Raw genomic sequence first — 24771 nt, 5'->3', positions numbered from 1 at the left:
CCGATAGGCTACGCATTTTCCAAGGTGAGATGCCTCGCTAAGACATCTGCCGAAGACGACAAACTGGCGGTTGTTCCAGTCCAAACCACGCATCCTTCGTCCAGAATCGCATGTGTATCGGCGACCGCGCGGCACACCTGGATGCTCTGCTCGACCAGAAGGATGGTCAGCCCTCTTGACTTCAGAGAAAGCATAAGCTCAACGAGATGATCAACGATCACAGGCGCAAGCCCCTCGGTCGGCTCATCTAATAACAATAGGCGTGGATTGGTCATCAGAGCGCGAGCGATCGCCAGCATCTGCTGCTCACCTCCGGAAAGCCGGCCGGCGGCCGATTTCCATCGTTTTCGGAGTGAAGGAAATAGTTCGGCAGCCGCATCGGGCGTCCATGGTGAGCCCTTGCGGTAAGCGATTGTCAGGTTTTCGCGAACGTCGAGCGTGGTGAAGATCGCTCTATTTTCGGGCACGAGTGCGATGCCGCGGCCAGCGATTTCGTGGGTGGGAAGTCCCGACAGTGACTGGCCTTCAAAAGTGACCGTCCCTTGTGCGCGAACGAGCCCCATGATCGATCTCAGGGTTGTCGTCTTCCCGGCGCCGTTGCGGCCAAGAATAGCTACGGTTTGACCCGTGGGGACCTCTACATCCACTCCCTGCAGAACGTGGCTCTTGTCATACCATGCATGGAGATCACGAACGACAAGCCCGGTCATGCCGCTGATCCAAGATAGGCGTTTTTGACGTCGACATTCGTTCGGATCTGCTGCGGGGAGCCCTCGGCGATCTTCTTACCCTGTGCCAGCACGGTGATCCTGTCCGAAATATCCAGCACCACGCTCATATTGTGTTCGATCAGAACTACCGTGCGCTCGGGAGTGAGACTCTTGATGAGAAGCTTTGTCCGGTGCACGTCGTCCAATCCCATTCCCGCTAGAGGTTCGTCCAGGAACAACAGCTTAGGATCGGAAGCCAGAGCCATTGCGATTTCCAGTGCTCGTTGCGCTCCATGGGACAGGTCCCCTGCCCTCGCCTCAAAGCGCGCCGACAGCCCGACAGTATGGGCCAGTTTTGCGGCGCGCTCACGCGAGACTTTGGAAGGATCGCGGCTGCGCCAGAACGCCCATGCTTCGCGGCCGGCCACAGCTTGGAGTGCCAAGCAGATGTTCTCGGCCACGGAGAGATCGCGAAAAATGTTGGTGAGCTGAAACGACCTTGAAAGTCCTAAATGGACGCGGCGATGCGCAGGAACGTTCGTGATCCCGATCTCGCGAAACTTGATTTCGCCCTGCGTGGGAGTCCGCGCTCCGCTCAAGGCGTTGAATAGGGTGGTCTTTCCCGCTCCATTAGGGCCGATCACGGAATGCAGCGCGCCTTGCATTATCGACAGGTCGAGATCTTCGATGGCTTGGAAGGAGCCAAATCGAACACCTAGGCCTTTTGCCGAAAGAAGAACTTCAGCCATTCAGCGCTCGCTTCGAACGGCGCCGCCCAGCAGTCTTCCCAGGCCCAAAAGGCCATCGCGCAGGAACAGCACCGTCACAATCAAAAGCACGGCGACGATAGTCGACCATCTCGGCCAGATCGGTGAAAGGAAATCGGACATGGCGCTCAGAACCGATGCGCCGACCAGGGCCCCCAAAGGAGATCCGACCCCTCCGATCAGCGCGGCGATCAACAGGCGTTCGCTCGTTTCGACGTCGACGGCACTTAGAGGCACGAAACTAAGCATTAGGGTGTTCATTGCGCCGGCCAACGCGGCGAGCCCGCCGGCGATCGTCACGGCGGCCAATTTGAAGCGCCGCACGTCGTATCCCAAGGCCTCGGAACGACTCTCGTTTTGGCGGATCGAATTCAGGACGGTTCCGAACGGCGATGCAATTATTCTTTGAACAAGCGCGAACGCTACGAAGCATAGCAGCGCGAGTAATGCGTAAAGCACTATCGGATGGGACAGCGGCAGCTGTCCGAAGGCGACAGTTGTGCGAGGCACGTTCCCAAATCCATTTTCGCCTCCCGTCAGCTTCGGAAACGCCAATGCAAGAAAGAACCCCATTTGCGCGAACGCCAATGTCAGCATGACGAAATACACGCCCTGGCGGCGCACGATCAGAAGACCCGCGATAGCCGCCAGCAACCCACCGGCGACCACCGCTGTGATCGTGGCCGGCAGGGCGGTCATTCCGAAGTCGCGGATGAGAGTAGCGCAGACGTAAGCGCCCAAGCCAAAATACAGACCCTGACCAAACGAAAGCAGACCAACCGAACCGAGCAGCAAGGTGCAGCTCAAGGCGCCGGTGGACACCACCACGATTTCGCACGCTAAAGTTAGCGAGGGTAGAATCCACGGCATTGTCACTAGAATTGCGGCGATCGCAATCGTGGTGCCGTTAGGGAAGCGAAGCGCCTCGTTCGGCATCATGACCGCCCCATAAGGCCGGTTGGCCGAAAAGCCAAAATCAGCGTCATCACTCCGTAGATCATGAGATGAGCGCCTCCTGGCCAGATCATGCTCATCAAGGATTGAGTGATGCCGATCAGCAGTGCCGCCAAGAGAGCGCCGCTGAAACTGCCGAGCCCGCCGAGAATGACCACGACAAATGCGATCGCCAGGGCCTCCCGACCCATGAGAGGCTCGACGCCGCGCAAGGGCGCCGCTAGAGCTCCCGCCAGACCCGCAAGCCCGCCGCCGAACGCGAAGGCCGCCATAAAGACCTTTCGTGAATCGAAACCCAGCAGTCCCACCATCTCGGCGTTCTCCGCCGCGGCTCGCACCATGGCTCCGAACCGCGTGCGCTCGATGGCGATCCACATCAGAACCGCGACCGCTGCAGCTACCGCGACTACGAATAGTCGATATGAAGGATAGACGAAGCCTCCCAAGACGACCACGCCGCTGAACAGGTCGGGGACCGGCACGTTCTTTCCCGAGGTTCCGAAGATCATGGTCACCGACTCCTGCGCGAGGATCGCGAGAGCGAACGTAATCAGGATCTGCGCTTCGTGCGGCAAGCTGTAGGTCCGCTGCAGCAGCACGCGTTCGGAGACGAGCGCGAACGCAGCTGCCAGAAGCGGACTGATAAGGAAGGCCGGAAGAACGCTTCCGGTCCACTGCGCGATGGCGAACGCTGCGTAGGCAGAGACCATGTAGAAGGCGCCATGAGCGAAATTAACGAACTGCATGAGGCCGAAGATCATGGTCAATCCGACAGAAAGGATGAAGTAGATCATCCCGATGCCGATGCCGTTGAGCGCACCAAATAGGAGGACTTGAGCGGACATACGACCGGTTACAGCTTGCAGCCTGTCTTGTCGGGCGAGAGAAACGCCTTTTCTGCCGAAACGACGTCGACGTAGTCGTCCTTGTCTCGCATCCTGGCTTTCGGTTTCCCCAGCAACAGATAATAGTCCTTGAGGACCTGATGATCTTCGGCCCGAACCTTCTCCAGTCCGGTCGGACCTTCGTAGCTTAGGCCTTCGAAGGCCTTGATGACGGCAGGCACGTCGGTCGTGCCCGCTTTGTTCAACGCTTCGACCGTTGCCTGCGTGCAGGCCCATCCGGCCGTCAGCAGATAGCTCGGAGTTACTTTGAGCTTTGCCTTGATGACGCCCGTGAGCAACCGATTGCCGGGCGCATCCACCCCGTGCCAGTAATTCGCGCCGAAATACACGCCTTCGCAGATGTCCGGACCCAGGGACTGGAATTGATCGAGTCCGGTTGACCAAACGACGAGGATCTTCGTGTTGCGCTTCATTCCGAAGCTGACTGCTTGCCGCAACACGTCGATGGTTTGGCTGCCGAAATTGCAGATGCATAGAACGTCCGGCTGCGCGGCGATAGCGGCCGTGATGAAGCCGCTGTACTCGCGATCGCTGAGAGAATGATAGCTGTTGCCGATGTGTTGCCCGCCGACTTCGCCCAGCACATCCTTCAAATTCTTCAGAAGGCTATCGCCGAAGACGTACTGGCCCGTAATCGTGTACCACTTCTTGGCATCCGGAAATTGCTTCATGAAGGGGCGCACGGTGGTGTTTACCGCGCTATAGGTCGCAACGGGCCACCGGAACGTATTCTTGTTGCAGAGCGAACCGGTCATCTCGTCGGCACCGGCCTGGTTGATATAGACGCCTCCGCCGCTTGCAGCCTCTTTCGCGACTGCCAAAGCGATAGCGCTGTTCGTGCAGTTCATGAAGAAGCGGATTCCGCGATCGCGCATCGCGTCCTGCGTTAGCCTGACTGCTCGCCCCGGGTCCCCCTGATCGTCCAACTGCACGTATCTAAGCGGTTTCCCGGCGGCGGTTTTGTAGTACTCGAAGGCTACCTTGCTGCCGATGTCGACCTGTTCGCCGATATTGGCGAAAGTACCTGAGAGAGACACGAGGCTGCCGACTTCGATCGCGTCTTGCTGTGCCCAAGCCTGCCGAAGCAGTGCCGGTGCCGCAACTCCGACCGCGGCGGCGGCAAGGATCTCTCTACGAGTACGCATTGGTCCTCCATTGGATGCTCAAGATGATGAACGCGACGGTTACGTCGTTCGAATTGCAATGCGATACGACCGAATTTTTTTATTAAAGCGTAGCGCGACGAGGCTTGCAACACAAAAGGTTCACGCTATGCGGATCGCCCGGGGTTTTGCCGCAGTTCCCATGCTCTGCGCGTGCTGAGCGAATAGCCAACAAACCGCTAAATCGCGAGCAGCTAAGCAACCCGGCGCGCCAGGGGCGCCCTTGCGCAGAGGAAGGGACGCACGCCATGCGCGCGTCCCTAAGAAGTCAAATGGAGCGCGCGGGGATTGTTTCCGCGATCCAGCGGGAGATACCCGCCACACGATCGTCCGTGTGCTGCTGCCCGACCACCTGGATACCCACGGGAAGCCCGCCCACAGCAAGCAGCGGGATCGTAATCGTCGGTGCTCCGAGCAGCGAGGTCACGGCGTTATAGTTTGGAAGCCCGGTCGTATGCACCACGCCTGAATCCACGCCCTTGTTATCCAGTCGCGGCGCGGGACCGATCGAGGCCGGCGAGATGATGGCATCGGCAATGTGAGCGATCAGCGCATGCGCGGTTCTCGCCGCCTCGCGCCTCGAAAGCACCAGCCGATAGTCGTCGATAGTCATTTGTCGCGCGATGTCGAGGCGCGACGTAAGGCTGTCGCTTAGGCCGCCGCCGAACTGCTGCACCAAATTCTCGAGAGACCAGCGCATCTCGTAAGCACACACGTCCCGTGTTATTTCCAGGCTCTCACCGATGGCTCGTTCGAACAGTTCCACCATAGAGTGGCTGGAACGACGAATAATTTCGACGCCGGCCCCGCTAAGATCGGACAAGAGCTCCTCGAAGGCGCTTCTCGTATCGGCGTCGAGTTCGGACCACCCTTGCGCCTCCATCACGACAAGCCGGGCCGGACGCACGGCGGCGTGGAGCTCCGGTCCGCCGAACAGCCCAGGATATCCCGGATCGCCACCCGAGCGCTTTGCGATCTCGGTAGCTACTCGCCACATGTCCGTAAGAGAGCCGGCATGGACGCCGATGTGACTCTGGCTGAATCCTTGGCGCTCACCACGATTCAGGGCGCCCATCGTAGGCTTAAGCGCGTAATTGGCACAGAAGCTGGCCGGGCGGATCACGGATCCAACGACCTGCGTTCCGATTGCGGCGGGAACCATGCAAGCGCCAATCACAGCCGCGGATCCGCTCGAAGATCCCCCAGGGGTATGCTCGGGACTGAACGGGTTCGTGGTCGGCCCAGGGTGGGACATGCCGAGCTCGGTGGTGACTGTCTTTCCCAGCACGACCGCCCCGGCCGCTCTGAGGGCTTGAACGCAGGCCGAGTCCTGCTTCGGAAAATTATTTTCGTAAAGGGGAGAGCCCATGCGGGTGGGCATGTCCTTGGTCATCAAAAGATCTTTGATTCCGATAGGCATACCGTCGATCGCTGAGAGCGCCCGGCCTTGTTCGTACCTTTTTGTCGACGCATCCGCCGCCAATCTCGCTTCCTGAGTGTTGATCTCGACCCAGGCACGCACGACGGGCTCTCGCGCCTCAATTACTTCCAGACATTTCTCCAGGTATTTTCGTGGGTTGCTTCGTCCCTCCTTGAATGCAGGCACTGCATCGTGGAAGGTGAGTGGCCGAAATTCGGCCGGACTATATTGCGCGCACAATGGACGACCCCTTGAGTTCCTTCACTCGTATTGCAATACGATACGATCGGATCGTATCATGTCGCGCCATGCGGACGACGTCAACGCTGGCGCAAACTGGGTTCAAAAAACAGGGAGACTGAGAGAATGGCCAAGCGTACGGCCGGACGAAAGCAGACGATCCGATCGGATGATCGCGAGGACAAGCTTTACGTAAAGTCGGTCGGCAAGGCTTTTAGAATACTCGAAGGGTTTGCGGACTCCACCAATGCTCTATCCTTATCGGAATTGGCCGAAGCTGCGGATCTCGACAAGAGTGCCACCCAAAGGCTGGTCCATACCATGGTGAAGCTGGGATACTTGGAGCGGACAAGCCTTGGCCATCGGCCGGGACGTCGGATGCTGCAGAGATCGTTCGACTATCTGCGTGGACATCCGCTCGTCACACACTCGCTCCCCATTCTGGCTGAGCTGAGGCGCGATGCCCAGGAGCGAATTGATCTCAGCCTGTTCGACGATACTGCCATGTTGTATCTCGTCCGCCTTCAGAGCAAACGCGACAGTCTCTACGGATATCTCAGCGGGAGAAGCGTTCCGACCTTTTGCACATCGGGAGGTCGAGCCGTGTTGTCGAGACTCCCGTTGGAGCAGGTAAAGGACATCCTCAACCGCTCCGAACTCGTCAAGGCGACGCCGAAGACCACCATTGCCAAAGAGCATATCCTTACACGCGTTCACGAAGCCCGGGAGGCAGGCTACGCCGTCGTCGTCGAAGAAATGATGGTCGGCGAAATCGCGTGCGGCGTCGCCATCTTGGATGACACCGGCGAGCCCGTCGGGGCGGTTCATGTCGCAGGCTCCCTAGCCGAATGGACACCGGCCGATTTCGAAAAACGGTTCGCTCCCCTCGCAGTCCACGCAGCTCGCGCCATTTCGTCGGCTTGAATTGCAATGCGATACAGTCGCATCATAAATTGACGATCGGTGCAATTCGTGAAAAGCTTCGCTCTCGCTAGACTACACGCGAGGAAAAAATGGAGCGTTCTGCCATCGTAACGGGGGCCGCTGGTGCAATCGGCCGAGCCACCCTTCAAAAACTGGTTGCATCTGGCTTCAACATTCTCCTCGTGGATCGAGATGAAGAGGCCCTGAAGGAAGTCGTTGCCGCGACCGCAAAAGCAGCCGTCCATTCCTTCGTTGCGGACGTAACGAACCCTCATGAGGTGAAGGGCGCGGTCGACAAAGCGCTCACCTGTTTCGGGATGGTCGACACGCTCATCAACATCGCTGGCGGTGGAGGCCCCAAACGCACGCTCGGGATCGAAGACATCGATCTAGAGCTTTGGAATCATGTCATAGCTCTCAATGTGACCAGTACTTTCCTGTTCTCGCAAGCCGTGGCGCCTGGGATGAGGGAGCGAGGCTTCGGACGCATCGTCAACTTCTCGTCCATTCTGGCGTTCGGGGAAAAAGGACCCCCCACCACGGTGCCGGGGCGTCTAGCCTATGCGACCGCGAAGGCCGCCCTGATCGGATTCACCTCACAATTCGCCAAGGACGTCGGCAAGGACGGCATCACAGTGAACTGCATCGTGCCCGGACTGATCCTCGGGCAACCGGGCACGCGCGTCAGAGGGCGCTTCGACGCACTGCCGGATCACGAGCAAGCTCGCATGTTGGAAGGTTATCCCTCCGGACGCGCCGGGACGTCCGACGACGTGGCCGCCGCGGTGGACTTCCTGGTGTCGGAGGCGGCCGGCTACATATCCGGCGTCGCTCTTCCTGTCGACGGGGCCTACCTGTGACGAAACAACTGCCTGTCCAAGAAATCCATGGAGCCGCAAATGAATGATAGCAATGTGCTCTTTCCCACGACTCTCGTCGGAGGCTATCCTCAGCCGGACTGGCTCATCGACCGCGAAAAGCTGGGCGCGCGTTTTCCGCCGCGCGTTCGTGCCAGGGAGTTGTGGAGGATCTCGAGCCCTTTTTTGAGCCAGGCTCAGGACGATGCGACGCTCTTGGCGATCAGGGCCCAGGAGGCGGCCGGGCTTGACATCATCACCGACGGAGAAATTCGGAGGGAGAGTTATTCGAACCGATTTGCTACGGCTCTGGAAGGAATCGATTTGGACGATCCGGGCACTGCGCTCGACCGCTCTGGACACGCAAATCCGGTTCCCCGCATCGTAGGCCGGATACGCCGAATAGCCCAAGTGGAGGTGGAGGATTTGAAGTTCCTCAAACGCCACACCGCTCGGCAGGTGAAGATTACCGTGCCGGGGCCCTTTACGATGCTGCAGCAAGCGCAAAACGACTACTATCCGACGCCTGAAGAAGCCGCCATGGACTATGCGGCAGCCGTGAACGAAGAGATAAGAGATCTTTTCGCGGCTGGCGCCGACATCGTCCAGATCGACGAACCCTATATGCAGGCTCGACCTGCAGAGGCGGAAAAGTATGGTCTCGCCGCGCTGAATAGGGCTCTCGACGGCGTCGCTGGAACGACTGCCGTCCACATCTGCTTCGGATACGCCGCGATTATCCATTCCCGACCGAGTGGCTACTCTTTTCTACCCCAACTGAAAGGCTGCACTTGCAAGCAGATCTCTTTGGAGACGGCACAGTCTTCGCTGGATTGTTCGGTTCTGAAGGAGTTGCAAGGAAGATCCTGCTGGGCGTGATCGACCTCTCCACCGACAAGATCGAGACTCCGGAGGAAGTGGCTTCGCGTATCCGGCGTGCGTTGCCGTATGTTTCGGCGGAAAGCATTGTCGTGGCCCCGGACTGCGGCATGAAGTATCTCTCAAGAGAGGTCGCCGATGCAAAGATGCGAGCCATGGTCGAAGGAGCTGCCCTGCTCCGTAAAGAGATGGCAGCGTAAAGGCCCCTTCGGCGGCCGACCATACGCAATGGCCGGCCGCCTCCTTGTGTTGTTTACGCCGCTGCTTCGCGGTCGACGGTGCGTTTGAACGGCGCGCGGAGGCCTCGTTGCTCCAGAAGGGGCAGCGCCTGCGAGATGAAACGATGGAGTCCATCGTCGAAATCGACGAACGAGCATAGCACCCCATCCAGGCCGGCGTCGGAAAGTCCATTCATCTTCTGCGTGATCGTTTCGGCGGTACCCACCAGAATGTTGCCTCCGGCACCGGCCGCAATCCGTCGCCGCAACTCCTTCATCTTTTCCGGCGAAGCAATTTGCGACTGGGCGCCGACCCCGGCCGACCATGCGTCGACGCTTTCGACGTCTTCCATTTCCACTGCGTAATAATTCAGATAATTCTCGGCCTCTTCCTGGGTGTCGCGTTGAACCACCGGACAATAGGTCCAGACCTGCACCTCGCGCCCGAAGGAGCGCGCAGTGCTTTTGTACATGTCGATCTGTCGCTTCCATTCGTTCGGATCGTCCGACTGCAGGATGACGAAACACATGTCGGCGTGCTGGCAGGCGAACTTCATACCGCGTGGCGATCCGCCTGCATTCATGATCGGTGGATGCGGCTTCTGCACAGGCTTCGGCATCGACGCTCCCCGCGAGACGCGATAAAATTTGCCTTCGTAGTCGAACTCCTCCGTCTCCATCCACATCTTCTTGATGACGGTCAGCCACTCCTCGAGCTGCTCGTAACGATCGTCATGCTCCCGCATCGGCGCGCCGAACATCTCTAGTTCATGCTTGTTCCATCCGCCTACCACGTTCAACCCCAGGCGGCCGTTCGAGATGATGTCGATGGTGGCGCATTGCTTTGCGCACGTTATCGGATGGATCGTTGGTGCATGTGAAGTCGGCATGATCGCCGAATAGCGGGTCGCCTGCGCAATTCCGGCGCACCAAGTGAACGGATCCAGGACGATCCCGCTGGTGTGATCGGGCTTGCCCGGCATGTAAGCCTTCCATCGCGCATAAGCTACGATCGCCTCGAAGCCCGCGGCGTCAGCCGTTTGGGCGGTTCGAACGGAGTTGGCCCAAGTCGGCTGATAGAGTTCAGGGACCTTGGTTTGCGCACCTCCCTTCCCGTTCGTTCCGAATATGCCGAGTTTGAATTTGTTGCTGTTCCTGAGAGGATTTGTCATCTGTTTCGACTCCGCTAACTGCATTTCATTCACTATTGCGGCTCTCGATAAGCCGGCACATTGTCTAGTCGGCCGCCGAACGCTTCAATGATCTCCCGCGCCTTACCGATTTCCGCTGCAGAGAAGCGCATCAGTTTTTCGGCCTCGGCCCCGTGCGCTAGGCGGCCAAGTTTCGCATTTTGCTCAAGACCAAGCACGGTTAGCTGCAACGAACCGCCGGCGCCGCGACCAATCCATTCCTTCCGTTCCAGGGATGCGACTCCATCCGTTGCAGCATCGAGATCTAGCAGCGAGACGCGTGCGAGCCCCTCGAGATTGAGCCCCGGACTGAGTTCAAGGTGGTACATCAAGCGGCTCTCGTTCATGGTGAAGCCGACCGAGTGCGCCTCCTCGCGAAACTCCGACGCCCTTTGCAAAAAAGCTCTTCGAAACATGGTAAGAAAGGTCGGATACGGGTCGTCTCGCAGGCCTGCGTTACTCGGGGCCGCGTCCACGTTGTCGATCGCTAAGCTGAACCTTCCTTGAGTGAACACAAGCGGCCGTCGCTCGTAGCGAGCAAAGTAGCTTACCTCGCCGACCACGATGAGATGATCGCCGCCCTCGTATTCCACGCTGCGAGTGCATTCGAACTGGGCCGTCACCCCGGCCAACAGCGGCGCGCCAGTCGCGCCCGGCTTCCAATCAACATCCTTGAATTTGTCCGTCCCTGACTTCGCGAATTGGGAGGCCAACTGGGCCTGGTCAGACGCGAGGACGTTGATCGCGAACGACTTTGCCGCCGAAAAGATGGGCCAACTGGTAGACGTCTTCTTGACGGACCAGAGCACCAAAGGCGGATCGAGAGAGACGGAATTGAACGAGTTGGCCGTGATACCCGCTCGCACGCCCGCGGATTCGGCGGTTATGATGGTTACGCCCGTGGAGAAGTGTCCCAACGCCCGCCGAAATGCGTCCGAATTGCCCTTTGGAGCGCCGCTTTCCAGAGCGCCATGCTGATTTGAGTTTGTCACTCTGCCCTCCTTGAGGTTTCGATGAGCCAGGATCCCATGTTCAGCTCAGCAGTTTCGCCAAGCCCACGGTTCGCTCGATCGCGAAGACCGCTAGAGCCGATAGAAAAATCAAGATGGTCGATACCGCGCAGATCGTCGGATCCGCGTAGAACTCCGTGTAGTTGAAGAGCTCGATCGGCAGCGTGGTCATACCGGGACCGACAACGAAAAATGACACGGCGAACTCGTCAAAAGACATGATGAGGCTGAAGATTGCTGCCGCGAGAAGCCCTGGCCGCAGCAGGGGAACAAGTACTTCACGCCAAACGAACACTCGGCGCGCTCCAAGAACGGCTGCCGCCTCCTCCAGGTCTGGGTCTATGCTGTGGAAGGTGCCGACCATCGCTCGCACCGCATAGGGGAGCGTCACGATCGTATGTGCGACGATCAATCCGGGAAAGGTACGCAAGAGGCCCAGCGAGCCTAAGACCATCGTCAACGCGATCGCAAGCACGATAGAAGGGAAGATCAGTGGCGACAGGAGCACCAGCTCCAATATCGCTTTTCCGCGAAACGACCGGCGCACAATCGCATAGGCGGCCAGCCCGCCGGCGGCGAGAGAGATAAGAGTTGCGACAACCGAAACGGCAGCGCTCAGAAAGAACGACCTGATGAATTCCGCGCGAAAAATCGCATTCGCGAACCATTTGAACGTGAAGCCATGGATCGGAAACGTGACGGTCGGATCGGTGTTGAATGCACTTGGGATGACGATGAGGATCGGCAGCAAGAGGAAAACGACTACGATCCCGACGATCCAAGCATTGAGGATCCTCCAGACGGACGGAAGCGAGCGAGCGGAATCCATTATCAGCGCCTTCCCAATCGACGAATAAGAACGCTGTATCCGGCCACGAGGAGCAGCGTGAAGAACGTGAGTAGCATTGCGGATGCCGCTCCCGTGGGCCAGTCGCCGGTTTCGAGTATCTGTTGCTGGATCGCCGTAGCCAGGACTGTCACGTTGCCTCTGCCCAACCAAAGGGGCGTAAGATACACACCCGTGGTCAGGCAGAACACGATGATGCTGCCCGTGGCGATTCCCTGCGCGGATAGCGGAAGAATGATCTGAAGGAAGGATCGGACGGGGCGCGAACCCAGCGTCGCCGCTGCTTCGGCGAGTGACGGGTCGATCCGGCCGAGCGTGGAGGTGAGCGACAGGATCATGAACGGAAGAAAGATATGGATCAGACCGATCGCGACCGTCCAAAAGCTACGCATCATCTGCACGGGCGCGGAGACGATCCCCAATCCGACCATAACCTTGTTGAGCAGTCCTTCGTTACCGAGCAGTATGGTCCACCCGAACATCCGAACTACGATGCTGACGATCAGCGGAGTAAGAACGGCTAGAAACACAAGATGCGCGATTTTCGAACGGCCGAGCGCAAGGAACCAGGCCACCGGATAGCCTAACAACAGGCAAATCAGGGTCACCACCGTCGCAAGCGAGATTGTCCGTAGCCCTGCCTGCAGCAGAAATCTGTTCTCGAAAAAGTCGCGATAGTGCTCAAGTGTAAGGCCAGTCCAGCCGGGAAAGCTATCAAGAACAGAGATGCCTAGCATCAACACGGCAGACAGCACCATGAGGCAGCCGATCACCGATGCCGGGATCAACAAGACCGAAAGTGGAGTGTCTTTGGTTGCTGTGGTCATTCGCCGCATTCTCAATTGATGAAGGCGCCACCATCGACGTCGATGATCTCACCAGTCAGGTAGTTGGGCTGTACCGTCGCGATGAACTGAACGATAACCGCGATGTCATCCGGAGTTCCGATGCGCCCCAACGGGATTCCCCGAGCGATCATCTCCTTCCCCTGTTCGCCGATCATCTTCAGAGTTAGCGCGGTCTCGATGAGACCAGGACATACGGCATTTACCGAGACGTCCGGCGCGAGCTCCTTGGCCAATCCACGGGTCAGTCCCAAAATCCCGGCCTTGGAGGCGGCATACGCGAATTTGCTCACGGCTGATGGCGTGCCACCCGTGTGAGCGTTCACCGAAGAGATGTTGATTATGCGTCCGGCCTCGGCTCCGACCATATGGGGCGCGACAGCCTTGCACCAGTTGAATGTCCCCTTGAGATTTACTGCTATCACCAGGTCCCACTCCTGCTCGGTGATGTTGAGCAGTCCCTTCGGCTGAGATACGCCGGCGCTATTGACCAGGACGTCGAATCGCCCCCAGGCATCGAAAATCCGCTTTGCGTTTGACTGTACGCCGTCAAAGGATCGAACGTCGTCCGTCAGTGCGATTAGGTCGCCTTGCTCGGCTCTCAAAGAAGCCGTCGCGCTCTTCAGATCAGGCTCGGAGATATCGGTGATCGCGACACGAAAGCCGCTGGCCATCAATCGCGCAGTGCACGCGAAACCTATTCCTTTGGCTCCTCCGGTGACTACGGCAACGGGTTTTTCGGAAGGGGGCTTGATCATCTATGGCTCTCTTACGGCGTCTAGCCGCACGCGGTTGAATTCGAAGGGCTGCAGCTATTTTCAAAGAACTACGATGTTGCGTGCGTCCCAATGCACCCAGATCGGCTCGCCGATCCGATGGCCTGCATCTTCATGGTTCGACTTGTTCGTTATCAGCACGGTCAGGGGCTCCTGAAGACCAACGTCGACGAAACAATGAGTTACGGAGCCAGAATAGGACACATGGACGATCCTTCCCGGAAGCGAACTTCCTGCAGCACCGGGGACTTCAGCGAGCGACAGCTTTTCTGGTCTGACAAATATCGAGACGTCCGTTGCAGAGTTCACTTCGGAAGGCAGATCCAGGATCACCTTCTCTGAAACCGCAAGCCGCTTCTTCCCGTCGAGCTCGGCGACCCTACCCTTCATAAGATTCGACATTCCAATGAAATCGGCCACGAATGCGTCGCGGGGACGCTCATAGATCTCCTTGGGGCTATCGTCCTGCAGGATTTTCCCATCACTCATTACGGCGATTCTGTCAGAAAGCGTAAGCGCTTCTTCTTGGTCGTGCGTCACCATCAAAGTAGTGATACCGATCTCACGCTGAAGCATTTTCAGTTCGACTTGCATCTGCTCGCGCAGCTTACGATCTAGCGCTCCCAGAGGCTCGTCTAGCAGGAGCAACTTGGGATCGGTCACCAACGCCCGGGCTAACGCGACACGTTGTTTTTGGCCTCCCGACAACTTGTCCGTAGATCGCGGGCCGAAATCGTTGAGACGAACGAGCTTGAGCGCATCTCGGACCTTCGCTTCAATCGCGGTCTTGGAGACCTTTCTCGTCCGCAACCCGAAAGCGATGTTCTCGGCCACCGTCATGTGCGGGAACAAGGCGTAGTTCTGGAAGACGACTCCGATATTGCGTTCCCAGACGGGGACGGTGGTGATGTCCTTGTCTCCCAGCGCAATGGTTCCGGAATCCGGCATCTCTAGACCCGCGATCATGCGGAGCAAGGTCGTTTTTCCGCAACCGCTGGGACCGAGCAAGCTGATGAACTCCCCGGGCTTGATCGCGAGAGAAACGTCCTTGACCACTCTCGCGCCGCCCAAACTTTTGGCAACCGAGTGAACGCTGAGCGCGGCTATCGCGATTTGTCCGAGCATCATCGTCTTACGACTTTAGGGTTCGTTCGATGAGTGCCTTCGTCGCCGCAAACTTTGTGGCGACCTGCCGCGCATCCAACCTGACGAGCCTCTTGCCGGCGTCCGCGGCCGAGAGAACCGCGGGATTGGCTTGAAGCTCAGGCGGAATTGCCAATGATCCGATCGCGGGCGAAATGAGAGCGTTCTTCAGCCAGGCCGTCTGACACTCGTCAGACAGCCAGACATTGAGATACCGCTGAACGAGCTCCGTGATCTTCGGCGAGAATCCCGCGCAGGACTGCAACTGATTGGACCACAGGGTCGCTCCTTCCTTTGGAAAGGCGAACGCGACGCGTTTTCCTTGAAGACGCGCCTGCTCGCACCAGGCCCCCCAATGAGGCGCGAGCCACACTTCACCCCGATGAACCATATCTTCTTCGGCGATGGGCGACGTGGACCACACGCCGATGTTCTTGCGATAGGGCTCCCATGCCTTGACGCCATCTTCCACGGACGGGGACTTGCCCGTCGCGACGGCCGCCATTGCATAGGCATCGAAATACGCGTCCCACATCGCTACGCGTCCTTCGTACTTCGGATTCCAGAGATCCGTCCAAGTCGTTGGCGGCTCGACCCGATCGGGGTTGTACATGATCCCGAACGGGGTCTGCTGGAACGTGACACCGTCACCTCCGGGCAGCAGGAGGTCTTTAGGGACCCGCTTCGCGTTTGTCATAAAGTCCGGGTTTATCGCTGCCCACATCTTGTCGATCGACCCTCGCGCGGAGAATAGGTCGTTGAACATTCCGCCGCTGATCACAGGATTGTTCCTCTGAGCAAGCATCTTCGGATATGCGGCGGCGTTGGCGGAAACCTCCAACTGAATGGCGACGCCGGGGTACTGGCTCTTGAAAATCGGAAGGGCGACGTTGTTGATCGTATCCGCTACGGGGCCGCCCTGAATTAGGACTGTCAGTTGGCCCACATCTTCCGAGGAAGATTGCGCCAGTGCCTCGGCGAAGGTCGCGAGATCGCTTCCCGCCGCCCCCAAGGCAACGAGCCCCTTGAGGATCGTGCGCCTGTTGATCGATTTAGACGTGGAATTCAGTCCAGAAACCTTCATCAGATCCTCCTCTCGTTGCTCGCGGTCGCAGGAAGGCCCGTGCCTTCTCCGAGATCCCAGTACAATCCCGCCATTCCTCGCAGCCCTTCCCGTATCACCGAGATGGGCACATGTTCGTTGATGCCGTGGTTTGCGGCGGCCGGATAGGAATGCGGTATCCAGATCGTCCGCATGTTCAGCAGGTCGCTGAAAATGTCGTTCGGAAGCGAGGCACCGACATTCGGAAGGACAGCGACCGACTTTCCGATCGATCGCTCAAGTGACTCGCGGACCCAGCCGACCCAGGGGTCGCTAGGATCGAGACGCGTCGCGTGGAATACCTCGTCATCCGTCTGCGAGACCTGGATCATTCCCAGACCGCAGCGATCGAGATGCTCCCGGAGCGCAGGAAGAATCCTGCCTTCATCCACGCCTACGACGAACCTGAGCTGGCACACCGCGAAGGCGGAGGCTGGGACTGCGTTCATCGGCGACCCGGGACGCCCGGCTTCGAACGCCAGCACCTCGAAAGACGTCCAACCGTACACCTTCTCTGCCGCGCTCAGACCGGGCTCGCCCCAACCAGGGTCGATCTTCGGACCCTGCACATCGTCCGAAACGACGCATTCGCGGAGCGCCGCGCGAACGGCGGCCGGAATCTCGGGAGGAAGCCACTCAGAGATTCGGATCTGACCTGTCGCGGAGGCGATCGAGCCCAGGCCGTGAGCAAGCTGAAGCGCCGGATTGCTAAGCAATCCGCCCCAATTTCCGGAGTGATAGGTGCTGCTTCTCGCGTCGATGGAAAGCTTGAAACTGATGGCGCCTCTCGCGCCCAGATACATGGTCGGCCGATCGGCCGAGATGCGCGGGCCATCTGAGGCAACGAGGATGTCCGAGCGTAGAAGATCTCTGTTTTCGGCGCACATGTGACGCAAGCCGGGCGATCCAACCTCCTCGCCGGTCTCGATCAGAAACACCGAATTGAAGCCAAGATAGCCTCGGGTCTCCAGCACCGCCCGCATCGCGGCCATGTTCAAGTAATGCTGGCCCTTGTTGTCAGCGACGCCTCGGCCGTACCAGCGCCCCTCGGCAGCAGTGAGCTTCCAGGGCGTCAGTCCCTCAAGCCAGCCGTCCAACCCTTCCACTACATCGCCATGTCCATAGCACATTACGGTGGGCAGCGACTCATGCTCCTGCCTTCGCGCGACCAGGAAAGGACCTTTTGCTTCACGGTGCTCAATGAGCTGACAGGCGAATCCCAGGGCCTCTAGGTACGGGACGACAAGCTCGGTCAGATACCAGACAAGTGCATCGCGTGAATCCGCCCGCTGACTTTCGGTGCGGCAAGCTATCGCCCGGGACAACTCCTCGAAAAGCGTCCCGCCATCCAACGCCGCCTCGGCGGCAGCGATGGCGGCTTCCCTGGTTGGCAGCGCTCGGCCAACGAGATGATTTGTCTGGTTCATCTTCATGAGTTGTCGCGTACCCATCTCGCGACTTCGCCGTGCGACGCGAACCAAACGTCACCCAGCGATCTGGCATATCGAATGATCTCCTCGAGTATCCAGATGCGCGATCGATATGTGATGATGTGCGGATGCATGGTCAGATTGAAGATACCGCCTTCGTTGTATGCGGCATCCAGCTCACGCTTGAAGATGTCGAAAACGTCGGCCGGAGGCGTGTATGGCCGCAAGCCCTGGAAGCGGTTCATCATGAAGTAGACCGCGTCGTCGCGTACCCACTCGAAGGGCACCTCTACGATCCCGGACGGCTCGCCGTTTATCAGCAGCTCGTAGCAATCGTCGTCTGCGCCGAGCGACGAATCGTACTCGAGGCCAGTTTCTTGCAGCAGACGCAGAGTGTTTTCGCTGAAATCGGCGGACGGGCTGCGTAGGCCGTAGGGACGCTGTCCCGTAATGGATTCGATGGTGTCGATGGAACGCAGCATCAGGTCGCGCTCATCGTTGATGGCCAGAACTGAATTGAGCTCGTGAATCCAGCCGTGAATTCCGATCTCGTGGCCGCCGTCGACGATGCGCTTCTGCTCGTCCGGATACAACATGGCAGTGACGGCAGGCACGTAAAAGCTTGCAGGTGTCTCGTACTTCTCCAGGAGCGATAATATTCTGGGCACTCCTACGCGGTTGCCGTACTGCCCCCAGGCCAGCCTGCCGATCGACTTCCCGCCTTCGCGTAGTTCGCTCGTGTCATGATCGGAATCGAACGAAAGAGCGATGGCACACTTCGCGCCGCCTTTCCATTGCTTCGGCTTGAGAGAGCGCCCTGCGCGAACTCTGGAGACGAGCCCTCGCCAGTGCTTCTCCGGCCATTGCCACGGTTCCAAGCTGCGGGCGGTCTCGCTCATGATGGCATTCCCGTTCGTTGAGATGCCCGACGCTAAGGTTTAGCGAAATGCGAATCCAATCCGAAATCCTTTTGTCAGCGGTAAGCGAAACTTTTGACGCCTGGTGCACCAAGAAAAATGGGGGGCGATCGACGCGAGCACTCGACGCGACCGCCATTGGACGGGATCCGATCGAGCGCTATCACCATTCGAACTCGGTCGCGCGACCATACGTCGCGACGTCTGAGCGAGGCTTACGTTAGTCGAATGTCTTACCTGAAAAGTAGATCAGAGGACGCAAGCCTTCATTGAAGGTCCAGTTGACGATTTCTCCGATCACTATTACGCTGTCGTAGCGCTCGATTTCCTCGGCTACCCGGCACTCTATCGCGCCGACCGCGTCTTTCAGGATCGGTGCTCCCGTGAGGAGTTGGTCCCATTGCCCGTCCACAAAGCGATCGGGTCCTTTCAGACCCGTGCGACCTCCAAATACGTCGGCCAACTCCGATAACGAAGACGGTAGATAGTTCACCGCAAAATGGCCGGCGGCTCTGACCGCTGCCAATGCGGACGTGCTTTTTCCTATCGATAACATCAGCGTCGGTGGGTTTTGCGTCAGGTGCGTGACCGATAGCGCCAGGAACCCCGCATCGCCATCAGGACCGCGTGCGGTGACGACGGCTCCTCCGATCGCGCGCATTCCGAGTACGCGCCAGAACGCCTTCGGTTCGATCGCTGGAAATGAGGTTGGCATCTCGGTCTCCCCTGGTCTCGCGCGGCTCGGCACTCAGCCATTCAGATAAACGAAGCAACGCCGCGATTGAATGGGAACATCATTCTGCCCTCTTGAGAGGAGCATCAGGACCCATCAAGCCTCCGCCGGCGGACGCGCGTGGCTTTGGCGCTGCAGGTCGCGAACGCCGGCCGACAGTACCTGGTGAGCGCTTATGCCCGGCCACCATCTACCGAAATGACCTGTCCCGTAATCCAGCTCGCCTGCTCACTAGCGAGAAAGAGAGTCGCGTTGGCTATATCCTCGGCCGTACCCAACCGTCCGGTATTAATTTGCGCCAGGACCTGCGACCGTCGCTCCGGCGTCCATCCTTCCCACTGGTTACGTGCATCCGGACTGGAAAGGATAAAACCCGGGGCGACAGAATTGACGGTTACACCAGCGCCGGCCAAGCCGACTGATAGCTGCTTCATCAGTCCAATGACGGCGTGCTTGGAGGCGGTGTAAGCATGAAGACCGGTGAGGCTCGGTCGAAGGCCTGCTCCCGACGAAATGACGATGATCCGGCCCCACTCGGCCTTCGTCATTATCGGACCCGCGGCCTGTGATAGCCAAAGCGCGCTTTTCACATTCGCGCCCATTATGCGATCCCAATTCTCATCGGTTATCCCATCTAGGGGCAGACCGGCAAGACCGGCAATGCCTCCCGCCGCGAGAGCCAGGACGTCCAGCCGCCCCTCCTCCGCGACGACGGAATGCACCAACTCTGTCGACGCATCACGTTTGGACAGATCCACTACATGAACGGCCATTTTCAGATCGTGGCCAACTTCGACGATCCTAGGATCGCGGTCTACGAGATGCACTCGCGCTCCTGAATCTCGGAAGGCAGCTCCTATTGCCTGTCCAATCCCTTGCGCGCCGCCGGTGACGATGATGACCCTTCCGTCGAATCTGATGTCCATTTTCTATCCAATTCAATCTTTATCCGTGGCACCTAACGCCGCAAGCGCCTCATCGATGGCGACCGCGACACGATTCACGGCCCTCCGGGCAGCCACGCTCGCGAAGAGAAACTGATCGGATCCTACTGTCGCAGTTGCGACGGAACGGAGCGGATCGAGTACCGGGTATGGGTTCTGTCGGAGGGCTGGGTCAGGATCGAAGCGGCTACCGCGGGTGTAGTCGATCGGCACCAAGGCTCGGGTAACGCCGATAAGAGCCCGATTGATGCTCGTGGCATCATCGCGGGAAGCAACCTTCGCCGCTTCTTGAAAGCGCTTTACCGCGACGCCCAACATTCCGGCGCTTTGGAGGACCGGCTTGATGTCCATGCGATCCTCGAGCGCTTGTGCGAGCGATGTCAATTCCCCCTGCAAAGCATTCACCTGCCTCTGAATGTCCAGTGGCAGAATCTCGTCGGTCAGGAGCCGTCCAATGGCATGTACGTAGATCGAGGTGTCCCTTACGAGGAGCTCGGGATCGATCTTGTCGAGGGTATCGTCGGGAGTATGCCACCACCAGCCGAAACCGGCACCCTTGCGAGCACCGCCGCCGCCGATGGCAGGCCCCATGACGCTCCCGCCGTTCCCGGCCGGCTGTTCGCCCATCGCCATGAAGATAGAAGGAATGCCAATGCCCCAGAAGGATTGGTCTCCGGCGCGGCTCATCCGGTGTCCGTCGATCTTCTGGTTGGCCTGTGCGCTGACTGCTTCTGCCGCGAGCGCGTAGAGTTCGTTCGACGAAAGCGCATCGGAGAGCACGGTGTTGCCTCGAGCTCCGATGGAGTCGATATTCACGTGCGCAACGCAACGGGTCGAGAGCTCCTTGAACTTGACGTCCGCGTACCAGGATGAGCCCGAATAGCGTCCGTGCGAATGACCGGACCAGAAGCAGAGCCTTAGATGACGACGGAGATCCTGGCGATGCAACGCGAAGATGCGCGCCGCCTCCAGCATGGCAGCGTTAGCACTCCCGTTGTCCATTACACCGTAGTACCACGTGTCGTGATGACCCGAGAACAGGACGAAGCTGTCATCCAATGGATGGTCAGCCTCTAGATTGGCCTCGAGCATCGGCGTCTTCCGCCAGCCAGTATCCACTTCGGCCGTCAGAACCGCCGAGACGGCTTCCCCATTCAACAATCGACTTTTGAGGGCCTCGCCGTCGCTATTTCGTACGCTTAGCACGACGGTCCTAGGCAGCAGCTCAAGCTGATCCGGAGTTGGATTTCCCCAGACCGACGAAATGCACATCTCATAGAGGTGCTTTGCCGGAGAAATATGAATCTGCCCTATGGCGCCGGCTTGGGATGCGCGTAGGCTCGCGGCTGGATTTGCGATTCCTTCGAGCAGAACGATCTTTCCTTGCGCATCCGTTCTCGCGAAGTCGTCGGGCCCACCAGCGCCCGCATAGATCAGCTCGCCGCCCACGCCTCGCGGCCCAGAGGAGCGAGAGAACGAGTGGGTGATGCAGTCGGGCGCCCAATCTCCGATCGCGATCCGTGCCTGTCCCGGCAGGCTGATATACGCATCATGCAGCACAAGATTTGTACTGATGCCGTAGCTTTCGAGTTGGTTGCGCAGATACCCGAAGCTCTCGAGCTCCTCCCGGCTACCAGACAACTTCACGCGGCGAGAAAACTCTTCGAGATGCCGCATCATCGACGTGTCCTGGACGGAAGCGCAGATTTTCTTGAGTACTGACGTAGCTTCACGCTCGCTTGCTGTCATCTTCCGTTGGACCTTGCTTGTTGGGAAATGAATGGATGACTGCTGTTACCAAGAATAATTTCTTGCCTGCGGGTGGACGCGAACGCCCTTCCGCTCCAGGATATCGAAGACTGGATGGAGCCGCAGGACTTCTTGCGGAGACCAGACTGGAAGCCGAAACAGCACGCCGTTGAGGCCCCAATCGGATTTTGCCTCGATCAGCTGCTCTGCAACCTCGGTCGCCGTTCCGACGAAGTAGGGAAACTTGAAGGGCGTCTTCTTTTCATTTCTGAGGCGGCCGATTTGTCCCGACCACTTCTGGGCCGCCTCGTTGGTCTCGATGCTCGCCATCAGGCTGTCGAACATTTCCCTGGCTTCCCCAGACTCGTCCCGAATCAGAAGGTCCGCGACGACGAGTACTTCGGGCGAATGAGCGATCTTGGCTTCGGCGGCATGAAGAGCCAAATCCTCTTTGATCGGCGGCAGGTCCGACAACTTGGTCGGCGATGCGAACATGTACTCGCAGTGCTTCGCCGTAAAACGTCTTCCGCGTTCCGATGCAGCGGCGCAGACGAACACGGGGCGCTCTTCCGGATACGGTCCCTTCATTTTACCATGGCACTTATAGTGCGCTCCGGAGAATTCGGTGCGCTTTGAGGAGTCCCACAACGATTCGATGATCTGAACCGCCTCGTCGGAAGCGTCGTAGAGAACGGCACTATCCGGAAGCGTCTCAAAGCCGAAGAGGCTCGCCTCGTAATCGCGATAGCCGTTGACGATGTTCCAACCCCAGCGACCGCCGCTCAGCCAATCCATATTGGCACCGAAGCGTGCTATGTGCGTCGGGTGGAAGAACGTCGAATGGAGCGTCGATATGACGCCGAGATGCTCCGTTGCCATGATCAGGGGAGCCGCCAAAGTCAAAGCGTGGAGCCCTGGGTCCTGAAATCCGAAGCGTGTCCCTTCTTCCGAGCTCGGCGAGTAGCCATCGCCGAGGAGCACGAGATCTAGTGCCACATGCTCGCAAGCGCTTGCGAGGTCTAATTGGATGCTGAGGTCGAGCGGATCAGGATTGAGAGCCGCGATCTTCTCTGACGGTAACAACGTACGCGTCCCTGGCCAAAACAGGCCAAAGCGCATCGAGCCATCGAATGCTTTCGGCTTGCGCGGGCTAGAAACAACGCCTCGGCGAGCGGTCTTGAGCATGAAAACTCCGCTATTGACTGAAACGGCCCGTTGTACAATGTTATATCATCATTATAGCTTATGACCAGATTGTAATACAAAAATCTTGTAAGGTAATTTTGTTGCGTGCTTATCGCGAGCGAGATAAGCGCTGTGCATGTCGAAGGAGCACGCGAAGATGACCGGGATGAAAGTCGACGACCTCTCCGTGGTTGGTCAGGCGATCAGCCTGCGCAGCTTGGTGGCTGATCGTCTCCGTCAAGCAATCGTCACCGGGCGCTTCCCGCCGGGCAGTCAATTGCGCGAGCGCGAGCTTTGCGAATTGACCGGGGTAAGTCGACCGTCGCTGCGCGAAGCGTTCAGGCTGCTGGAGGCGGAAGGTCTTATTGCCACTGCGCCTCATCGAGGCCCGGTCGTCACGGCAATGACCGTTGACGAAGTGGGGCACCTGTATGCGCTTAGGCGGCTGCTCGAGAGCTTCGCGGCCCGTGAGTTCGCCCGCCGACGCCGGCCGGATGATCTCGCCGCATTGCAGCGTTCGGTGAAGCGGCTCAACGAAATCGAGGCGACCGGCTCCCCGTTTGAGCTGCTGGAGGCCGGCACGACATACTATAGCGCGATTGCGGCTGGCAGCGGCAATCCGTATCTCGCTCAGGCTCTCGGTACACTCCACAACCGGATCAAGCTGATTCGCTTCATCTCGTTGCAGAAAAAGGGCCGCGCACAGGGCATCGAGTCACTTCGAATCTTGAGCGACGCGATTGTCGCCGGCGACGAGGAAGGCGCGGAGCGGATCGTTACCGAACACCTCGACAGAATAGCTGTCCTGGCCAGGGCGATCGTTGAGTCGGGCTACGCTTTGCCGAACGAGCCAGCCGCCGCCATCTAGAGCCGATTTCCGCTTTCGGTCCCACCTCTAGAGCGCGAATTCCGACAAGGTCGCACACTCCGGCATGTCCCGGATTTCTTCCGCGACCGCATGTCGGATCAGCTCCCGCACGGCCTTGTTCGGAGAGGCCTCACGGTGCGAGAGTAGATACGCGTTCCGAGTAAGGGTCGGGCTCGTGATCTTGCGGACTCGCAAGGTTCTCTGCTGGCATTCGCGGCGGACATTCGCATACGGCATCACCGTGGCGACGTGCCCCTCCTCGACGAGCGTCTTGACGAGATCCGTTGACGGAAGCACGTTTTGGATATCCAACGTGATTCCTGCCGTTTCGGCGGCCGCGACGAGCTTGTGGTAGAGCAGCTTGGTCAGCATAGGGTCGGCAATGGCGAGCGGAATCGTTGAAAGCTCGCCGAATTCAATCGACGGACCAATTAGCGGTTCCCCGGCGATTGGCTTCTGCACCAGATACAGCCATTCTTGGAGCAATTCTTCTCTTATGATGTTCGGATCGAGCGGACCCTCGCACGCGATAGCAATATCCACCCGCTTCTCCGATACCCAGTCGGCTAAAATCGGCGTGGGCGCCTCCAGAAACTCAAAGCGGACATGCTTCAATTTTTCGTTGGCCTTCCGCGCAAGGGAGATTGCCATCATAGCCGCCATGCTTGGTGCAAGACCGAGCCTTATTTCGCCTTTCTCAAGCGTCCTGCAATCACCGACAGCTCGCACGGCCTGATCGACATTGCTCAGAATGACCTGCGCGCGTTCGAGCAATATCTTGCCCTCAGGCGTCAACTCGACTCCTCGCGAATGGCGCACGAGCAGCGGTACCCGCAGTTCTTCCTCTAGATTTCGAATCTGAAGCCCGAGAGCGGGCTGAGTAATTCTTAAGGCTTCGGCGGCGCGAGTGAAGCTGCCGTGCTGGACGATCTTGCAGAACGAGCGAAGCTGACGAAATTCCATCACGACCTCCAGCTTGATAGGCATTCCAATCG

General features: G+C 58.7%; 25 protein-coding genes. 5 read left to right on the top strand and 20 right to left on the bottom strand.

Annotation, left to right across the window (positions count from 1 at the left end; genetic code table 11):
• Window positions 1-8: 8 nt before the first annotated feature.
• The 6 genes from YUA_RS0116825 to YUA_RS0116795 all read right to left on the bottom strand — a co-directional run bounded on the left by YUA_RS0116825 (window position 9) and on the right by YUA_RS0116795 (window position 6105).
• Window positions 9-710, bottom strand: coding sequence for an ABC transporter ATP-binding protein (locus YUA_RS0116825; protein WP_035971100.1), 702 nt, complete (start codon window positions 708-710; stop codon window positions 9-11).
• The gene (locus tag YUA_RS0116820; protein ID WP_027531760.1) at window positions 707-1459 is read right to left on the bottom strand and encodes an ABC transporter ATP-binding protein; all 753 of its coding nucleotides are present in this window, start codon (window positions 1457-1459) and stop codon (window positions 707-709) included. Before YUA_RS0116820 ends, YUA_RS0116825 begins: the two co-directional genes overlap by 4 nt.
• A complete protein-coding gene (locus tag YUA_RS0116815; protein WP_084292642.1) occupies window positions 1460-2416 on the bottom strand; it encodes a branched-chain amino acid ABC transporter permease in 957 nt (318 codons plus the stop codon).
• Window positions 2413-3276 (bottom strand): branched-chain amino acid ABC transporter permease, encoded by an 864-nt coding sequence (locus tag YUA_RS0116810; protein ID WP_027531758.1) that lies wholly within the window; start codon window positions 3274-3276, stop codon window positions 2413-2415. The genes YUA_RS0116815 and YUA_RS0116810 overlap by 4 nt, the downstream gene beginning before the upstream one ends.
• An 8-nt stretch (window positions 3277-3284) precedes the next feature.
• Complete coding sequence (locus YUA_RS0116805; protein ID WP_027531757.1) at window positions 3285-4481, bottom strand: ABC transporter substrate-binding protein; 1197 nt, start codon at window positions 4479-4481, stop codon at window positions 3285-3287.
• Window positions 4482-4767: 286 nt separating this feature from the next.
• A complete protein-coding gene (locus YUA_RS0116795) occupies window positions 4768-6105 on the bottom strand; it encodes an amidase (RefSeq protein ID WP_198029436.1) in 1338 nt (445 codons plus the stop codon).
• A 180-nt stretch (window positions 6106-6285) separates the two neighbouring features.
• On the opposite strand from YUA_RS0116795, the gene YUA_RS0116790 reads away from it, so the two are divergent.
• The 4 genes from YUA_RS0116790 (at window position 6286) to YUA_RS52580 (ending at window position 9019) form a co-directional block, all read left to right on the top strand.
• Window positions 6286-7083: an IclR family transcriptional regulator gene (locus YUA_RS0116790; RefSeq protein WP_027531755.1), complete on the top strand. Its 798-nt coding sequence runs from the start codon at window positions 6286-6288 to the stop codon at window positions 7081-7083.
• Between the two features lie 89 nt (window positions 7084-7172).
• Window positions 7173-7943 carry an SDR family NAD(P)-dependent oxidoreductase gene (locus YUA_RS0116785; RefSeq protein ID WP_027531754.1) on the top strand — a complete coding sequence of 257 codons (771 nt, stop codon included), beginning with the start codon at window positions 7173-7175 and terminating at the stop codon, window positions 7941-7943.
• A gap of 39 nt (window positions 7944-7982) precedes the next feature.
• The gene (locus tag YUA_RS44145) at window positions 7983-8819 is read left to right on the top strand and encodes a 5-methyltetrahydropteroyltriglutamate--homocysteine methyltransferase (protein WP_371259890.1); all 837 of its coding nucleotides are present in this window, start codon (window positions 7983-7985) and stop codon (window positions 8817-8819) included.
• Window positions 8816-9019, top strand: coding sequence for a hypothetical protein (locus YUA_RS52580; protein ID WP_371259889.1), 204 nt, complete (start codon window positions 8816-8818; stop codon window positions 9017-9019). Before YUA_RS44145 ends, YUA_RS52580 begins: the two co-directional genes overlap by 4 nt.
• 53 nt (window positions 9020-9072) lie before the next feature.
• On the opposite strand, the gene YUA_RS44140 is transcribed toward YUA_RS52580, so the two are convergent.
• From YUA_RS44140 to YUA_RS0116715, 13 genes are all read right to left on the bottom strand, one after another.
• Window positions 9073-10233 (bottom strand): LLM class flavin-dependent oxidoreductase, encoded by a 1161-nt coding sequence (locus YUA_RS44140; RefSeq protein ID WP_035971098.1) that lies wholly within the window; start codon window positions 10231-10233, stop codon window positions 9073-9075.
• Window positions 10234-10241: 8 nt separating this feature from the next.
• A complete protein-coding gene (locus tag YUA_RS46900; RefSeq protein WP_198029435.1) occupies window positions 10242-11219 on the bottom strand; it encodes a flavin reductase family protein in 978 nt (325 codons plus the stop codon).
• Window positions 11220-11259: 40 nt separating this feature from the next.
• Entirely contained in the window at window positions 11260-12066 is an 807-nt protein-coding gene (locus YUA_RS0116765; RefSeq protein ID WP_027531753.1) for an ABC transporter permease, read from the bottom strand.
• 2 nt (window positions 12067-12068) lie between these two features.
• Window positions 12069-12911 carry an ABC transporter permease gene (locus YUA_RS0116760; protein ID WP_063627796.1) on the bottom strand — a complete coding sequence of 281 codons (843 nt, stop codon included), beginning with the start codon at window positions 12909-12911 and terminating at the stop codon, window positions 12069-12071.
• An 11-nt stretch (window positions 12912-12922) separates the two neighbouring features.
• Complete coding sequence (locus tag YUA_RS0116755; RefSeq protein WP_027531751.1) at window positions 12923-13687, bottom strand: SDR family NAD(P)-dependent oxidoreductase; 765 nt, start codon at window positions 13685-13687, stop codon at window positions 12923-12925.
• Between the two features lie 60 nt (window positions 13688-13747).
• Entirely contained in the window at window positions 13748-14830 is a 1083-nt protein-coding gene (locus tag YUA_RS0116750; protein ID WP_035971169.1) for an ABC transporter ATP-binding protein, read from the bottom strand.
• A gap of 7 nt (window positions 14831-14837) precedes the next feature.
• Window positions 14838-15932, bottom strand: coding sequence for a PotD/PotF family extracellular solute-binding protein (locus YUA_RS0116745; RefSeq protein WP_027531749.1), 1095 nt, complete (start codon window positions 15930-15932; stop codon window positions 14838-14840).
• Window positions 15932-17383, bottom strand: a complete 1452-nt coding sequence (locus YUA_RS0116740; protein ID WP_245285185.1) for a M20 family metallopeptidase — start codon at window positions 17381-17383, stop codon at window positions 15932-15934. The genes YUA_RS0116745 and YUA_RS0116740 overlap by 1 nt, the downstream gene beginning before the upstream one ends.
• A complete protein-coding gene (locus tag YUA_RS0116735; protein WP_027531747.1) occupies window positions 17380-18279 on the bottom strand; it encodes a polysaccharide deacetylase in 900 nt (299 codons plus the stop codon). The genes YUA_RS0116740 and YUA_RS0116735 overlap by 4 nt, the downstream gene beginning before the upstream one ends.
• Window positions 18280-18517: 238 nt before the next feature.
• On the bottom strand, window positions 18518-19012 hold the full coding sequence (locus YUA_RS0116730; RefSeq protein ID WP_027531746.1) for a flavin reductase family protein: 495 nt from the start codon (window positions 19010-19012) through the stop codon (window positions 18518-18520).
• Between the two features lie 191 nt (window positions 19013-19203).
• Window positions 19204-19956: an SDR family NAD(P)-dependent oxidoreductase gene (locus tag YUA_RS0116725; protein WP_027531745.1), complete on the bottom strand. Its 753-nt coding sequence runs from the start codon at window positions 19954-19956 to the stop codon at window positions 19204-19206.
• Between the two features lie 12 nt (window positions 19957-19968).
• Complete coding sequence (locus tag YUA_RS0116720) at window positions 19969-21654, bottom strand: M28 family peptidase (RefSeq protein WP_063627795.1); 1686 nt, start codon at window positions 21652-21654, stop codon at window positions 19969-19971.
• 114 nt (window positions 21655-21768) lie between these two features.
• Entirely contained in the window at window positions 21769-22908 is a 1140-nt protein-coding gene (locus tag YUA_RS0116715) for an LLM class flavin-dependent oxidoreductase (protein ID WP_084292640.1), read from the bottom strand.
• Window positions 22909-23065: 157 nt separating this feature from the next.
• On the opposite strand from YUA_RS0116715, the gene YUA_RS44130 reads away from it, so the two are divergent.
• A complete protein-coding gene (locus tag YUA_RS44130) occupies window positions 23066-23776 on the top strand; it encodes a GntR family transcriptional regulator (RefSeq protein WP_198029434.1) in 711 nt (236 codons plus the stop codon).
• Window positions 23777-23803: 27 nt separating this feature from the next.
• Here YUA_RS44130 and YUA_RS0116705 read toward each other — a convergent pair whose 3' ends face one another.
• Entirely contained in the window at window positions 23804-24763 is a 960-nt protein-coding gene (locus YUA_RS0116705; RefSeq protein WP_027531742.1) for a LysR family transcriptional regulator, read from the bottom strand.
• Window positions 24764-24771 lie beyond the last annotated feature (8 nt).

This window comes from Bradyrhizobium sp. WSM3983 (assembly GCF_000473045.1).
Taxonomy (GTDB): Bacteria; Pseudomonadota; Alphaproteobacteria; order Rhizobiales; family Xanthobacteraceae; genus Bradyrhizobium.
The sequence above is the reverse complement of the archived record's forward strand: the minus strand, read 5'-3'. Positions and strand labels throughout refer to the sequence as shown.